The sequence below is a fragment of the Sphingomonas sp. LH128 genome, from assembly GCF_000293195.2.
Classification (GTDB): domain Bacteria; phylum Pseudomonadota; class Alphaproteobacteria; order Sphingomonadales; family Sphingomonadaceae; genus Novosphingobium; species Novosphingobium resinovorum_A.
In genome coordinates this window covers 1-14,422 of record NZ_ALVC01000175.1, presented here as the reverse complement: position 1 = coordinate 14,422, position 14,422 = coordinate 1, and the positions used below count along the sequence as shown (strand labels likewise).

Sequence of the window (14,422 nt, the reverse complement as noted above, 5' to 3'; positions counted from 1 at the left end):
TGCCCGCCAGCGCCTTCTCGTTGAGGTTGACGGTGAACTGGTCGAGCGCCGAATCCTTCTTGTTGGCGGACGCCTTGGCCTCCGCCTTGTCCTCGGGCGTGGGCGGGGTTTCGTCGGACGAGCCCTTGGCGGTGCGATCCTCGATCCGCTTGCCGCCCTTGCCGATGCCGTGGCTGATATAGCTGACGGCGTCGAGGCGGCTCATGTCCTGCTGCTGCAGGAAGTAGACCGCATACGAATCCCGCTCGGAGAACAGCGCGACGAGCACGTTGGCGCCGGTCACGGTGTCCTTGCCGGACGACTGCACGTGCAGGATCGCGCGCTGGATCACCCGCTGGAAACCGGCGGGGGGGGGGGGGGGGGCCCCCGCCGACGAAGTCGGTGGTGGAGGGGGAAGGACGCAGTCCCCCCTCCGTCAGCCCTGACGGGCTGCCACCTCCCCGAGACAAGCTCGGGGAGGAATTTCCTGACGTTTCCCCATAAAGAAAGGCCGGGGCGGCGAACCGTCCCGGCCTTTCGAAATGGTCCCCTCCCGCAAGCGGAAGGGGCCTGGCGCCGTCCTTAGCGGAACAGCGACAGGAGCGTCTGCGGCGACTGGTTGGCGATCGACAGGGCCTGCACGCCCAGCTGCTGCTGGACCTGGAGAGCCTGAAGGTTCGCCGACTCCTTGGCGAGGTCCGCATCGACGAGGCTGCCGATGCCGGTCGTGATCACGTCGCTCAGGTTGCTGTTGAAGCTGAGCTGACCTTCGATCTGACGCGAACCGGCGCCGAGGTCGGAGAGGCTGGTCTTGACCGTGTCGAACATGGTGTCGAGCTTGGTCAGGAGCGCATCTGCCGCACCCGAGCCGGTCGTTGCCGTACCGTCATCGACGACGCCGACATTGGTGATGTCGGTGTCGGTCGAGGAATCGCCGAACGCGGTGGTCGCCGCTTCGCTCAGTGCCTGGTTGGCGACCGTCAGCGTATCGCCGTTGATCGACTGCAGTGCACTGACCTTGCCGTCCGTTGCCACGGTGGCCGCAGTACCCTTGAGCAGGTTCGTGCCGTTGAAGCTCGAACCTTCGATCACCGTGTTGATCTGCTTCTTGAGGGTCAGCAGATCGTTGGAGATCGCCTTGCGGCTTTCGTTGTCGAGACCGGCATCCGATGCTTCGAGAGCCTTCGACTTCATCTGGTTGACGAGGTCGGAGATCTGTTCCGCACCGGCGACGGCGACGTCCGTGACGGACTTGGCGTTGTTGAGCGAGGTGGTGACCGCGCCCAGCTTGCCAAGATCGCCGCGGAGCGTCTGGGCGACCGTGTACTTCGCCGAGTCGTCCTTGGTCGAGGCAACGTTCAGACCCGTGGTGATACGGCTCTGGGTGGTTTCCATCGACTTGTTCGTCGCGTTGAGGCTCTGGAGAGCTGCCATCGCGCCGCTGTTGGTGTTGACCGAAAACGCCATTTCAATTTTCCCTTCTAGGTTACCGGCCGATTCTGCGGCCTCTCGCAATCCCGAAAGATACGGGTGCGACTTTATTCTAGGAGGAGTCGTTAAAGGATGGTTGCGGCCTGTGGAAAAACTATAGGAATGCTTTCCCGGGCTCTCCGACAAAAGCCCGTCATCCCAGCGAAGGCTGGGACCGCTATCGGTCTTTAGACGCGAGCTTGCCGAGGAGCCCTTCAGCGCGAGGGGGCTGTACACGGCCAGCGGTCCCAGCCTTCGCTGGGATGACGGGTGCTGTGCTTCGACGCCGCTCCGGCACCCCTTGTGTACCGGTTAGCCCCTCCTTAAACCCCCGTTGGGTGCCGTTAGGTACCCCTCAGAACGGGAACAGCGCGTCGTAGATCTGCTGGCCCCAGCGGGCCTGCTGCGCGTCGGTCAGCTGGCCGCGGCCGCCGTAGCTGATGCGCGCCTCGGCGATCTGGCTGTGGCGGATCGAGTTGTCGCGGGCGATGTCTTCGGGCCGGATCACGCCGGAAACCACCAGTTCGCGCAGTTCGAAGTTGACGCGCACTTCCTGCTTGCCGCGAATGGCGAGGTTGCCGTTGGGCAGGACGCCGATCACGGTGGCGGCCACGGTCATGTTGATCTGCTCGGACCGGGTGGTGTTGCCGACGCCGACCGCGCTCGACTTCGAATTGGTGCTGACGAGGTTGCCCGGGTCCGGGTTGCCGGGAAGGACTTTGCCGATCTGGCTCTCGAGGCCCAGAAGTGCCGCAATTCCGCCGCCTTCGCTGCCGTTGCGGGTGCGCGTGGTGCTGTTGGCGACCTGGGCGTTGTCGGCGATGTTGATGCGGATCGTGACGATGTCGCCGACGCGCGAGGCGCGCTGGTCGCGGAAGAACGCGCCGCCGCCGGTGCGGAAGAGGGAGGCGCCGCGATCGGCCTCGGCGACCTTGGGATCGCTGCCGTCGGGCGCGCGATCGCCGCTCGCGTGGTTGCCCAGAGAGGGTTCGATGCGCGGGGCCACGGGGGCGCCGGGATCGCTCATTTTCGGCGCTTTTCCGACGTTCTTGAGGCGGCCCACCGAGCCGCAGCCCGCCAGCAGGCTGGCCGAGAGAAGGGCGCAGGTGAGGGCGGCGAGACGCTTGTTCATGAGGGTTCCTACGGAAGCGCGATGCGCACTTCGCCCGTCGCGGCGGCGGTGCCTTCGAGCGTGCGGTTGGTGGCGAGATTGAGGACGCGCACCGGCTCGCCGCGCCCGGCATCGGCAAGCGCGCGGCCGGGCGAGGTGATGCGCAAGGCTCCGGAAACGAGCGCGATCGTCACGTTTTCCCCCCGCCGCACGAGGCGCGGCGCGGCGACGTCGGCAGCGCGGACGGCGGAGCCCGCCATGATGCGGCGGGTCGCTTCCTGCCCGGCGGCGTCGGCCGGGGCGAGGGCGCCGCGCGCGACGGCGGCGGGGACGCGCTGCGTCTCGAAATCGGCGCGCGCCAGCACCTCCCCGCGCTCCACCGTGCGGGCGAGCACCGGCGTGGGTTCCCCCGCGGGCGCGGCGGCGACGGCGAGGACGAGCAACGCCGACAGCATCAGACGGTCTGCGTCGAGGTCTGGAGCATCTCGTCGGCGGTCTTGAGCACGCGGCTGTTCATCTCGTAGGCGCGCTGGGCGGTGATCAGCGCGGTGATTTCCGAGACCGGGTTGACGTTCGAGGCTTCGATGAAGCCCTGGCTCAGCGTGCCGTAGCCGGGCTGGCCGGGGGTCGAGACGATGGGCTGGCCCGATGCGCCGGTTTCCTGGAACAGGCTGTCGCCGATGGCTTCGAGGCCCGCCTGATTGATGAAGGTGGCCAGTTCGAGCTGGCCCACGGTCTGCATCTGCGCCTGCCCGTCGAGCTTCACCTGCACCTCGCCGGTCTTGGAGACCGAGACCGCCACCGCGCCCTGCGGGATGGTGATGTCGGGCTGCACGCGGTAGCCGTCGGTGGTCACCAGCTCGCCCTGATCGGACAGCTGGAACGAGCCCGCGCGGGTATAGGCGAGGTCGCCGGTGGGCAGCATGACCTGGAAATAGCCCTCGCCGTCGATGGCCATGTCGTACTGGTTGCCGGTGCTGGTCAGTGCGCCCTGCTCGGTGATGCGATAGACGCCGCCGGTCTTCACGCCCGCGCCGATCTGGATGCCGGTAGGCACCTTGGTCCCGTCCGAGCTGGTCGAGGCGCCGGGGCGGGTTTCCTGCTGGTAGAGCAGATCCTGGAATTCCGCCCGCTGCCGCTTGAAGCCGGTGGTGTTCATGTTGGCGATGTTGTTCGAGATGACGTCGACGTTGGTTTGCTGGGCCAGCATACCGGTCGAGGCGATGGAGAGCGAACGCATGGGCGGTTTCCTTCGGGCTTAGAGCGGCGCGGTCGGGCTGGAATGACGGACAGGGTTTTGCGCGGGCAGTGGCATCGATCAGCCGATCCTGCTGAGGCGGTCGATGGCCTTGCGGCGCATGTCGGAAAGGTCGGCCGAAAGGCGCTGGCTGACCTGATAGGAGCGCAGCACCTCGACCATGCGGGTGGTCTCGGAAATCGGCTCGACGTTGGAGGCCTCGACGCCGCCGCTGCGCAAGCGGGTCTGGGCGGCGGTCATCACAGTGCCGCCGCTGCCGGTGAGGACGCCGTCGCCGCGCGCCTCGAGCATGTTCTCGTCGGCGAAGCCCGTCACCGCGAGGCGGCCGACCGGGTCCTGGCCCGCCATGACGGTGCCGTCGGCGGTGATTGAGACTTGCGCCAGCTGGTCGGCGGGAATGGCGATCGGGCGGCCGTTCTCGTCGAGCAGGCGCTGGCCGCCGGAGGTCGCCAGCTCGCCGCTTTCCAGCACTTTCACGAAGCCCGCGCGGGTGTAGCCGGTGGAGCCGTCGGGCATCTCGACGTTGAGATAGCCCCGCCCCTCGATCATCACGTCGAGCGGGTTGCCGGTGGACTGGAACGCGCCCTGGGCGATGTCGTGGACCTGCCCGTAATCGAGCACGTAGGAGGTTTTCCGCGCGTCCTGCACCGGGGCTTCCTGCGCGTTCTCGACATATTCGTGGAACACCGCCTGCTCGCGCTTGTATCCCGCGGTCGAAACGTTCGCCATGTTGTTCGCGGCCACGTCCAGCTGGCGGCGCAGGGCCTGCTCGTGGCTGAGGAGGACGAAGGAAGAAACGTCCATCGGCGGACCTTTTCGCAAAAATCTTGGGCGAACCCGGAAAGGGCTCTTAATCCCCTATATAGGATTGAAACCGCGCGCGCGGACGCACATGGACAAGCAAGCGGGAATTTTCGAACGGGGTACGCGGAACGTGAGCGACGAAAAGACCGACGATACGTCGGTCGAAAAGGCGGGGGTCGATGAGGCCGGAGCGAAGAAGGGCGGCAAGGTCCGCCTGATCGCGATCGCCGTCGTCGCGGTCGGCATGCTGGCGGGCGCGGGCGGCGTCTACTGGTACATGCAGAAGGGCAGCCCCGATCACGCCGAGGAGAAGCAGGCCGAGGCGGCGCCGGAAGAAGGCGGGGAGGGCGGTCACTCGGCCGACGCCGATCCGTCCGCCTCCTACATCGAAGTCGCGCCGATGATGGTGAACCTGCGTGGCGGCGGGGCTCAGGCCAAGTTCGTCAAGCTGCGCTTCGTCGTCGTCGCCGCAGACGGCAAGACCGACGCGGTCAAGGCGCGCCTGCCGGTGATCCTCGATGCGCTGCAGCCTTTCCTGCGCGAACTGCGGCCCGAGGACCTCAACGGTTCGGCCGCCGTGTTCCGCATCAAGGAGGAGATGATCCGCCGCTCCACCGAGGCGCTCGGCAAGGGCATGGTGCGCGACATCCTCATTCAGGACCTGATCCAGCAGTGAGCGACGACCCCATCAGGCTCGCCGCCGTCGATGGCGAGGCGGTTCCGCGCAAGGGCCTGAAGGCAGTCCTTGAATCCAACGTCATCAACCACGAGCGCCTGCCGATGCTCGAGGTGGTGTGCGAGCGCATGGTGCGGATCTTCGCAACCTCGATGCGCAACCTCACCTCCGACGCGATCGAAGTGAACCTTGAGCGGATCACCTCGGTCCGCTTCGGCGATTTCATGGACAACATCGCGCTGCCCTCGATGTTCGGCGTGTTCCAGGTCAAGCCCTGGGAAAGCTACGGCGTCGTCACGGTGGACGCTGGGTTGATCTACGGCATCGTCGATGCGCTGCTCGGCGGGCGGGGCGGCACGCGCTCGCTGCCGCCGGAGGGGCGGACCTTTACGACCATCGAATCCAGCCTCGTCTCGCGCGTGGTGCAGATGGCGCTGGACGACTTCGCCAGCGCCTTCGAGGAGATCGCACCGGTCGCCATGGGGCTGGAGCGCATGGAACTGAGCCCGCGCTTCGCCGCCATCGCCGAGCCGAGCAACGTCGCCGCCGTCGCGACTTATTCGGTCAACATGGAAGGGCGCGGCGGGGTGTTCTCGGTGCTGCTGCCCTATGCCACGCTGGAGCCGGTGCGCGAGAAGCTGCTGCAGCGCTTCATGGGCGAGAAGGCGGGCCGCGACCGCATCTGGGCCGACCACATGGCGAGCGAACTCTACAACACGCAAGTCGTCGTCGACGTGGTGCTGGGCGAGAAGATGATGCCCCTGCGCGACGTGCGGGGGCTGAAGGTGGGCGATACCATCTCGCTCAGCAACAGCCCGGACGACGCGCTGCAGGTCCATTGCGGCGGGGTGCCGCTGGGCCGCGCGCACATCGGCCAGCGTTCCAGCAACATCGCCATCCGCATGGCCACCGACATCGCCAAGGGGTATCCGAAATGACGCTTGCTACCGGGATCAACCTCGCTCTCGTGCTGATGTGCCTTGTGGTCATGGTGCAGGCGATCCGCATGGACCGCCGCATCCGGGCGCTGCGCGACGGCCACCTCGACCAGGCGGTGGAGAAGCTGGACAACGCCACGCATCAGGCGCGTCTGGTGCTGGCGGAGCTGAAGCGCGTGCTCTCCACCGACGCGGCGGCGCAGGGCGAGATTCTGCAAGCCTCGCGCGAGTTGCGTGACGAGCTTTCGGTAATGGTCGGCGTGGGCAACTCGGTGGCGGAGCGCATCGTCGATGCCGCTGACAAGGCGCGCGCGGCCGAGGCGGGCGTGCGTCGTCGTACCGCGCGCTGGCGCGACGAGGCCGACGCGGTGCTGCGTGCCGAGGCGGAGACGCGGCCCGCAGCGCCTGCGCCCGCGCCGGTGGCGGACGAGGCGCGCGAACTCAGCCGCATCGTGTTCGACCTGACCTCGAAGCGCGGCAATCGGGTAGCATGACTGGGCGCGTGGCATGATCAGGGCTTTGACCAAGCCAACCCGGTTGATGCTGGGCGTCGCGGCGGCGGCGGCGGTGGCGAATGCCATCGCCTTTGCCGCTTCGGCGGACATTGCCGGCGGCGCGCCGACGAGCCGCCTCGGGGCCTCGCTGCAGGATTCGGCAGCGCGGCGGGACAGCACTTCGGCCGCCGAGAAGCGCAGGCTGGAAATGCGCGAGCAGGCGGTGAAGGCCAGCGAGGCGCGGCTTGCGGGACAGGTGCGCCAGCAGCAGGAACAACAGGCCGCCGCCGCGAAGGCTGGGGCCCAAGGCGGTGCAGGGGGCGGAGCAGGGGCGCCCTCGGTGCCTTACGACAACCTCGCGCGGATCTACCAGACGATGAAGCCGAACCGGGCCGGGCCGATCTTCGAGAAGCTCGATATCGAGGTCCAGCGCGAAGTTGCCACCCGCATGCGCGAACGCGCGACGGCGCAGATCATGGCGAACATGTCGCCGCAGGGCGCCGTGGCGCTGTCGATGGCGCTGGCCGGGCGCAAGGTGGTGCCTGCGGTGGCGAAGGCGGGGAAGTAACCCCACCCCTCGTCATTGCGAGCGCAGCGAAGCAATCCAGGGCGATTTGCGCGGCCCTGAATTGCTTCGCTGCGCTCGCAATGACGAATGGGGCAGTAGCGGTTCCCGACCTCACCGCTCCGTCGCGGAAACCTTCACGATCAGGACCTTGTCGATGGCCGGGTGCACCTGCTTCACTGACGGCGCGATCATCCCCGCCAGACGTTCCACATCCACCGGCGCGAAGCGCGAGGCGCGCAGGCGGGCGAACTCGATCGCGGCGGGGAGCGCTGCGGCACGCAGTTCCGGCATCCGCTTGCCGAGCGCGGCGGCATCGTCGGCGGTCTTCGCCTGCAGCGTGATCGAGACGTGGAGCACCCCGTCCACCCGGCCGCCATCGACGATCGGCGCGTCGATCTGCTCCATCGCCAGGAACGTGGGATCGGGCGGCGGCAGTTCCACCGCCTTGCGCGGATCGGTGTTCGCGGCGAACGCCGGTGCCGCGCAGAGCAGCAGGGCCGGAACAAAGAAACGGAAGCGGGGCATGCGAACTCCGGTGGGCGGGCGACGCCTCTATAATAGGATGAAATTCGAGGAGTCCCGTTGAGATGAGCAGCGATCGGCGTCCAGCCAAGGTCCGCGTGGTATCCGCGAACCAGGGCGAGGGTGCGTCCGCACAGGAAAATCCCGGCGTTAATCCGGGGCGCCGTCGCGGCGATCGGCCGGATGAGGACGCCGAGGCGGTGGCTGCCGCTGTGCTCGCGGCTCCGACCCGGCAGGGCGGGAGCCTCTTGTGGGTGTTCGGCGCGCTGGTGCTGTTCCTCGTCGGCTGTGCGATCGGCGGGGCCTTGCTGGTGATCTCGGGCATTGCATCGGCGGAATCGCTGTGAGGCGCATGCGGCTGCTGCCGGGCGCGGCGCTGGTGCTGGGCGCCTCGCTGTTGTGCGGTACGACCGGCGCGCCGCCGCTGCCCTACGGTACGCTCGACCCCGGCGTGGGTGCGCGGCTGCCGGGCTTCGCGGCCGAACTGGCGCAGCGCCCGCCGCTTACCGGTGTCGGTGCCTGGACCCCGCTGGCCGAGGCCGAGGCATGGCGCCGCCTCTCCACCGCGCCGAACCCGCAGCGGCAGGCGGTGCGCTGGGACTATGCTCGAAGCCTGATCGCCGCCGAGCGCGGGCCGGAAGCGCTGGGCGTACTGGAAGTCATGCGGCAGGACGACCCCGACCTCGGCATGGTCGATGCGTGGAGGCTGGCCCACGGCGCGGCGTTGACGCAGCTCGGCCGCTCCGAGGATGCGATGGCCGAACTCGACATGCCGGGCCTTCGCGCCAATCCCGAGGCATGCCTGTGGCGCCTGCGCGCGCTGGCGCAGGAGGGCCTTGCCGAGCAGGCGCTGGCGCAGCTGGACTGCGCCGGACCCGCACTCGCGAGCCCACGCGGCGCGCCGTTCGTCCTCGCCGCCGCGCGCGCGGGTGTGGAGGGCGGTGCGCCGGACAAGGCGCTGCACTGGCTTTCCTGGCTTCCCGACCGCGAACCCGCCGCCAACCTGCTGCGCGCCCGTGCGCAGCAGGCGCTGGGCCACGCCGACGAAGCCCGCCTGCGCTTCGCCCGCGTCGTGCAGTCCGGCGACCCGGTCGAGCGCATGGACGCCCGCCTCAGCAAGCTGGAGGGCGACGTTGCCCGGGGCGCGATCCGGCCCGAGGCGGCGCTGAAGGAACTCGACGCCATCCGTTATTCCTGGCGCGGCGACGGTATCGAGGAACGCGCGCTGCGCCTGTCCTACCGCCTTGCCGACGCGCGCGGCGACTTGTCCGGGACGCTGTCCGCCGGAGCGGCGCTGGTGCGCTTCCACGATGTCGCCGACCTCGGGCCGGAGTTCCTGCCCGGCCTGCGCGCGAAGCTGACAGCCGCGCTTGACCCCGCCCGCAAGCTGCCGCTGGACAAGGCGGCCGGGCTCTACTGGGATTATCGCGACCTCGCCCCGAACGGCGCCGAGGGCGACCTCATGGCGAGCCAGCTTGCCGCGCGGCTGCAGCAGGCGGGCCTCTACGAGCGTGCGGCGGACCTCCTTTCCTACCAGCTGACGCAGCGTGCCGGAGACCTTGCCCGCGGGCCGCTTTCGGCGCGGGTGGCGGGGCTCTACATCCTTGCCGGCAGGCCCGAGCGGGCCTTGCGCACCTTGCGCGAAACCGACGATCCCGGCCTGCCCGACGCGATGATCGCCGAACGCAAGCGCGTCGAGGCGGCTGCCCTCACGCAAGTCGGCCGTGCCGACGAGGCTCTGGCAGTGCTGCAGGACTTGCCCGGAACCTCGGCGCTGCAGGCGGAAATCCTTTGGCAGCGGCGCGACTGGGCACGCTATGCGGCGTTCTCGGCGGGCGCTCTACCGAAGGGGCGTGTTCTCGATCCGGTGGCGCAGGCGCAAGTGCTGCGCCATGCGATCTCGCAGGCGATGCTGGGGCGGGAGGACGCGCTTTCCGGACTCCACGCGCGCTATGCGGGGGCGTTCAAGGGGCTGTCGTCGGCGCCGGTGTTCGAGATGCTGACCGGGACTGCCGGGGCGGTCGATCCGGGGAAGCTGGCGCAGGCCATGGCGGCTATTCCCTCGGCCAGTCCGGCAGGGGATTTTGCGGATTTGCTGGAAGCGGGGAAGAAGTGAGTCCTAGGGACCCAGAGAGCTTTGGCGCCCCAGACCCCCGTACTGCCGTCGTTGCGCGTGCAGCAGGTTCAATCCTACATTGCGCCGCAGGCCTCCATCGTCATCCCCGCCTTCGCGGGGATGACGAAAAGTAATATATATTAAGCAGCTACCTCGCCAAGTGCGCCTGACGAAGCTGCGCGCGTGATCTCGACGGTATACCGGGTGCAGGGGTGGTAAACCCCTGCGAAAATCAACCGAGGAAGTTCACCAACGACATCGAGTTCAATTGCGAGAACACCGAATAACTCGCCTGCAGGATCGTCTGCCGCTGCGAGATGTCGATCGCCACCTGCCCGAGGTCTGCGTCCTCCACCGAACCGATCACGTTCGTCAGCAGCGTCACGCGGTCGTCGGCGCGGGTGCTCAGGGTCTCGACCTTGGCCTGCATCCGGCCGTTGCGCGCGTTGGCCGACTGGACTTGCGTGATCCCCTTGTCGAGCAGGCCGAGCGCGTCGTTGATCGCCTGTGTCTGTTCCCCGGTCAGCGTGTCGCCGAAGGGACCGGCGGCTGCGAGGGCCTGGAAGGCGGGGATCAGCGAGCTGCCGATGTCGCTGGCGCCGATGCCGTAGTCCACGTCGAGCCCGTCGCCCGCGCGGGTGGAGAGGCGCACGGAATCGTTGGTGAAGGCTGTGGTGGGATCGTAGTTCGCCAGATCGTCGAGCGAAGTCGGTGCGAACGGCGTGCTCGCGGTCTGCGATCCGGCGAACAGCGGCACGCCCGCCTCCTTGGCGTTGAGCGCGTTGCGCAAGTCGCCGAAGGCGTCCTTGATGATGTCCTGCAGGCCCGGCGAATTGCCGGTGCCGACGGCGCTGAACAGTTCGTCGCGCAGGCTGCTCATGGAGCTGTCCACTGCCTCGATGTTCGCCTGATAGAGCGAGAGCGTGGTGGAGACGCGGCTGATGTTGGTCTTGTAGGTCTCCTGCGTCGCCAGCATCGACTTGGCCGACAGCGTGCGAACCGCATCGAGGCCGAGCCCGGCGTAGTCGTTGACCTTCTTCTCGGTGGCCAGTTGGAGCTGGCTGGTGGCGAGGCTCTGCTGGGAGCGCTGGATGGCGCTGGAGAGGGTCTGCTGGAGGGGAATGGTGGCTACGCGGGTCATCGGATCACACCATGTTGAGCAGGGCGTCGTACATCTGCGAGGCGGTGCTAATCACCCGCGCGGCGGCGGAATAGCTGTTCTGCAGCACGACCATTTGCGCCAGTTCCTCGTCGATATTGACGCCGGAGTAGGAATCGCGCCGCGTCGCAGCGTCGGTCAGGCGGGCGGAGGCGTCGTCGTAAGTGGTCTTCGCCAGAGCGGCCTGCGCGCCGACGTTGCCCAGCAGGCGGTTGGCGAAGGCGGTGACGGTGGCCTTGCCGTCCTTGCCGAAATTCGCCGACCCCGCGAGGGCATCGACGAAGGCGGTGGCATTGCGGATGTCGCCCGCGCCGATTGCCTTCTCGCCCACCGCCGCGCCCGTCTGCAGCTGGGCCAGCGGTACGCGCGAGGTGTCGTTCAGCATGTCGGCCGAGACTTGCGCGGTGGACAGCCCGCTCGCTGCGCCGGTCAGGCCCGAAAGTGCCGAGAACGACAAGCCGGTGCCGTAGCGGTCGGTGCTGTCCACCGGCACTTCGATCGTCGCGCCGGAATTGCCGACCTTGGGTGTGAAGGCGACACGGCCGGTGTCGTCGAGCGCGAAGCTGCCGTATTTCGCCAGATCGCCGCCGTTGAGCTGGGAGATGACGTCGCCCCAGGTGTCGCCATCAGCAGCGGTCAGGGTCTGGCTGGTGAGGATCTTGCCCGAGGAATCGCGCAGGACCAGCCTGGTCGTTTCGCCTGCAGTGAAGCCGGTCGGGTCGCTGGCGGTGAAGCCCGAAGGAACGAGCCCGCTGGTGCCCGAGCGAACGAGGTTGTTGAGCCCGAAAAACTGCGAGAACCCTACGCCCGCGCGGTCGCTAGGCGCTTCTGCGTCCTGTGCGATGGCCACGCCGTTGGCGCTGGAAGCGGCGCTGATCGACAGCACGCCGTCCTTGAAGCTGGCGGTGGCGGCAGGCGAGAGCCCGGCGTTGATCGCGGCGACCGCGTCGTCCACCGTAGCGTTTGCGGGAAGCGCGCCGAAGTCCACGGTGGTCTTGGCCACCATCGTCCCGTCGCTCGACACGACCGCGAACGTCGCCTTGCCGGTGAAGCCGAGGCGGTCGGAGCCGACAAGGCCGTTGGCCTGCCCGGTCAGGGTCTGAGGCGCGGGCAGGGTGGTGCCCGCGTTCGACACCGCGTTCATTGTCTGGGCAAGCCCGGTGAACAGCTGGCCGAGCTGCTCGGAAAAGCCCGGCAGCACGCGGTCGCGCATGTCGAGCAGGCCGCCGAGCTTGCCGCCGACGGCGGTGGATGCGATCGTCTCGCCGGTGGACGCCTGCATCGTGCCGTTGTCGCTGGCGAAGCGGATATCGATGGCCGAATAGCTGGTCTGCGCCGTGGTGGCGCCCTGGTCCGCATAGCTCAGCTGGCGCAGACGCTTGTCGAGCAGGACCTGCCCCGATGCGGTGTCGATCGTGACGCGCCCATCGGGCTGTTCGCGCACGCTCACTTCGACGAGGCCGCTCAGTTCCTGCAGCGCGCTCATCCGCTCGTCTGCCGGGCCGGAAGTGCTGAGGCCGAGGCCCTGCAGGCGCGAGACGTCGGCGTTGAGGCCGTGGATCTTCTGCAGCAGCACGTTCACGCGGTCGACGGTGTCGGAGACCTCGCTTTCCACGTCGGCGCGCAAGTTGGTGACGTCGGACTGGAGGCCTTGCAGGGTGTCGATCGTGTCATCGACGTTGCCGGTGAACAGCGCGACGGACTCCGCCGAGCCCTGCAGACCGGTGACCTGCGAGACCGAACTGGCGATCGCCGAAAGCCGCGCGGTCAGCCCGCTGGCCGAACTGGGCGAGCCCAGCAGCGATTGCAGCCGGTCGAGGTAATTGGCCGCCGCTTCCGCCCGCCCGGCGGTGCCCGCGCGCTTGTAGACCGCGTTCTCGAGGAACTTGTCGGCCACGCGCGAAGGCTCGCCCACCACCACGCCATTGACCTGGCCCGCCGCCACCGATGCGCTCTGCGACACCGTCTGGCGCGCATAGCCGACGGTGCCGACATTGGCGATGTTGGTCGAGACGACCTGCATCCCCGCCTGCGAGGCGGAGAGCCCCGAGATCGCGGAGCTGAGGATCGAGTTGATGGACACGGGCTAGCCGGACAGCGAGGGCGTCAGCGCTTCAGGTTGCTCACTTCCTGCAGCATATCGTCGACCGTGGTGATGATCTTGGACGAGGCGCTGTAGGCGCGCTGGAACAGGATCATGTTCGAGAACTCCGCCGCCAGATCGACGTTGGACGCTTCGAGCATGCTGGTCGACAGGGTGCCGCCGCCCACGGTGCCCGGCTCGTTGATCGCCGCGTTGCCCGACTGCTGCGAGACGATGTAGGCATTGCCGCTGATGCGGGTCAGGCCGTCCGGGTTCTGGAAGGTGGCGATCGGCAGCTGGTAGATCGGGCGCGAGGTACCGTCGTCGAACACCGCGCTGACGACGCCGGTGTCCGAGATGCTCACCGACGACACCGTGCCCAGCATGCCGCCGTCGATGGTCGAGGAGAGCAGGGCGGACGTGCTGCCGAACTGGGTCAGGCCGTTGAGCTGCCCGTTCGCGCCGAGGTCGAGCGTGATCGGCTCGGAATCGGCCTGGTTGCGCCACTGGATGTCGAGCGGTTGGAACAGCGGGTCCGGGGTGGTCTGGCCATCGCGCGTCGTCAGCTTGAGGCTGCCGTCGGCGTTGAAGCTGACGGTGGCGCTGGCGAGCAGGACCTGCGATCCTTCGGCGCCGTCGGCCGGGGCGGTGATGTCGGTGCCGTTGAACTTGCCGATGTCGGCGGAATTGCCGGTGATCTCGGCTTGCCAGGTGTTCGCGCCGGTCTTGACGAAGTTCATCGTCAGGGTGTGTGCGGTGCCCTGCGAATCGTAGACCTGGATCGAGCGGGCGAACTGCGGCGTCGTCGTGCCGTTCGCCATGCTGCCCGAGACGTAGCCGGTCACTGCCTCGGCCGTGGAATCGAGGTTCGCGCGCAGCTGGATCGACGTCGTCGGCGCTGCAGCGCCGGTCAGCGCGGTCGGACGGATCGGCTGCAGCGAGTCCATGCTGCCGTTGTTGACGTAGTTGCCCGAGGTATCGAGCGGCCACCCCATCAGGTAGTAGCCTGCGGTGTTGCGCAGATAGCCCGAGCTGTCGGTGGTGAACGACCCGGCGCGGGTATAGGCGATCGCGCCGTTCGCGTCGGCGCTGGAGCGCACGACGAAGAAGCCCGAGCCGTCGATGCCGATGTCGGTGAGGCTCGACGAGGCCTGCAGCAGGCCCTGCTTGGAGATCAGCGCCTTGGGCGTCGCCGCGACGCCGCCGGCCGAATAGCTGGAGGTCAGGCTGCCGCCGGTGACGAG

15 protein-coding genes and 1 pseudogene are annotated in these 14,422 nt (G+C 68.1%); 6 read left to right on the top strand and 10 right to left on the bottom strand.

Going from position 1 to position 14,422, the window contains the following annotated elements; all coding sequences use genetic code 11:
• From clpA to LH128_RS14860, 6 genes and pseudogenes are all read right to left on the bottom strand, one after another.
• Nucleotides 1–358 (bottom strand): annotated as a pseudogene (clpA, locus tag LH128_RS14885) (ATP-dependent Clp protease ATP-binding subunit ClpA); the annotation flags it as partial.
• A gap of 203 nt (nt 359–561) precedes the next feature.
• Entirely contained in the window at nt 562–1,446 is an 885-nt protein-coding gene (locus LH128_RS14880) for a flagellin (RefSeq protein ID WP_008830471.1), read from the bottom strand.
• A gap of 358 nt (nt 1,447–1,804) precedes the next feature.
• The gene (flgH, locus tag LH128_RS14875) at nt 1,805–2,581 is read right to left on the bottom strand and encodes a flagellar basal body L-ring protein FlgH (RefSeq protein ID WP_008830470.1); all 777 of its coding nucleotides are present in this window, start codon (nt 2,579–2,581) and stop codon (nt 1,805–1,807) included.
• An 8-nt stretch (nt 2,582–2,589) separates the two neighbouring features.
• Complete coding sequence (flgA, locus tag LH128_RS14870; RefSeq protein WP_008830469.1) at nt 2,590–3,015, bottom strand: flagellar basal body P-ring formation chaperone FlgA; 426 nt, start codon at nt 3,013–3,015, stop codon at nt 2,590–2,592.
• On the bottom strand, nt 3,015–3,800 hold the full coding sequence (flgG, locus tag LH128_RS14865; protein WP_008830468.1) for a flagellar basal-body rod protein FlgG: 786 nt from the start codon (nt 3,798–3,800) through the stop codon (nt 3,015–3,017). Before flgG ends, flgA begins: the two co-directional genes overlap by 1 nt.
• 78 nt (nt 3,801–3,878) lie before the next feature.
• Nucleotides 3,879–4,622, bottom strand: coding sequence for a flagellar hook-basal body protein (locus LH128_RS14860; RefSeq protein ID WP_008830467.1), 744 nt, complete (start codon nt 4,620–4,622; stop codon nt 3,879–3,881).
• 130 nt (nt 4,623–4,752) lie between these two features.
• Here LH128_RS14860 and LH128_RS14855 point away from each other — a divergent pair, with 130 nt between their 5' ends.
• Genes LH128_RS14855 through LH128_RS14840 form a run of 4 tightly spaced genes read left to right on the top strand, consistent with a single transcriptional unit; the run spans nt 4,753 to nt 7,298 of the window.
• Nucleotides 4,753–5,298 carry a flagellar basal body-associated FliL family protein gene (locus LH128_RS14855; protein WP_037519534.1) on the top strand — a complete coding sequence of 182 codons (546 nt, stop codon included), beginning with the start codon at nt 4,753–4,755 and terminating at the stop codon, nt 5,296–5,298.
• Nucleotides 5,295–6,236: a flagellar motor switch protein FliM gene (fliM, locus tag LH128_RS14850; RefSeq protein ID WP_008830465.1), complete on the top strand. Its 942-nt coding sequence runs from the start codon at nt 5,295–5,297 to the stop codon at nt 6,234–6,236. Before LH128_RS14855 ends, fliM begins: the two co-directional genes overlap by 4 nt.
• The gene (locus LH128_RS31415) at nt 6,233–6,730 is read left to right on the top strand and encodes a DUF6468 domain-containing protein (protein WP_008830464.1); all 498 of its coding nucleotides are present in this window, start codon (nt 6,233–6,235) and stop codon (nt 6,728–6,730) included. The genes fliM and LH128_RS31415 overlap by 4 nt, the downstream gene beginning before the upstream one ends.
• A gap of 13 nt (nt 6,731–6,743) precedes the next feature.
• Nucleotides 6,744–7,298: a MotE family protein gene (locus LH128_RS14840; RefSeq protein WP_036527360.1), complete on the top strand. Its 555-nt coding sequence runs from the start codon at nt 6,744–6,746 to the stop codon at nt 7,296–7,298.
• A 111-nt stretch (nt 7,299–7,409) separates the two neighbouring features.
• Here LH128_RS14840 and LH128_RS14835 read toward each other — a convergent pair whose 3' ends face one another.
• Entirely contained in the window at nt 7,410–7,823 is a 414-nt protein-coding gene (locus LH128_RS14835; RefSeq protein ID WP_008830462.1) for a hypothetical protein, read from the bottom strand.
• Between the two features lie 62 nt (nt 7,824–7,885).
• Between LH128_RS14835 and LH128_RS14830 the strand changes: the two genes are divergently transcribed.
• Together LH128_RS14830 and LH128_RS14825 are read left to right on the top strand one after the other, a co-directional pair.
• Complete coding sequence (locus LH128_RS14830) at nt 7,886–8,167, top strand: hypothetical protein (protein ID WP_008830461.1); 282 nt, start codon at nt 7,886–7,888, stop codon at nt 8,165–8,167.
• Between the two features lie 5 nt (nt 8,168–8,172).
• Nucleotides 8,173–9,936, top strand: coding sequence for a hypothetical protein (locus LH128_RS14825; protein ID WP_008830460.1), 1,764 nt, complete (start codon nt 8,173–8,175; stop codon nt 9,934–9,936).
• A 232-nt stretch (nt 9,937–10,168) separates the two neighbouring features.
• Here the strand turns inward: LH128_RS14825 and LH128_RS14820 are convergent, their stop codons facing one another.
• From LH128_RS14820 to LH128_RS14810, 3 genes are all read right to left on the bottom strand, one after another.
• Nucleotides 10,169–11,077, bottom strand: coding sequence for a flagellin (locus tag LH128_RS14820; RefSeq protein ID WP_008830459.1), 909 nt, complete (start codon nt 11,075–11,077; stop codon nt 10,169–10,171).
• A gap of 4 nt (nt 11,078–11,081) precedes the next feature.
• Nucleotides 11,082–13,178: a flagellar hook-associated protein FlgK gene (flgK, locus tag LH128_RS14815; protein WP_008830458.1), complete on the bottom strand. Its 2,097-nt coding sequence runs from the start codon at nt 13,176–13,178 to the stop codon at nt 11,082–11,084.
• 23 nt (nt 13,179–13,201) lie between these two features.
• Nucleotides 13,202–14,422: flagellar hook protein FlgE (locus LH128_RS14810; RefSeq protein ID WP_008830457.1), on the bottom strand; the 1,221-nt coding region annotated here is incomplete at its 5' end.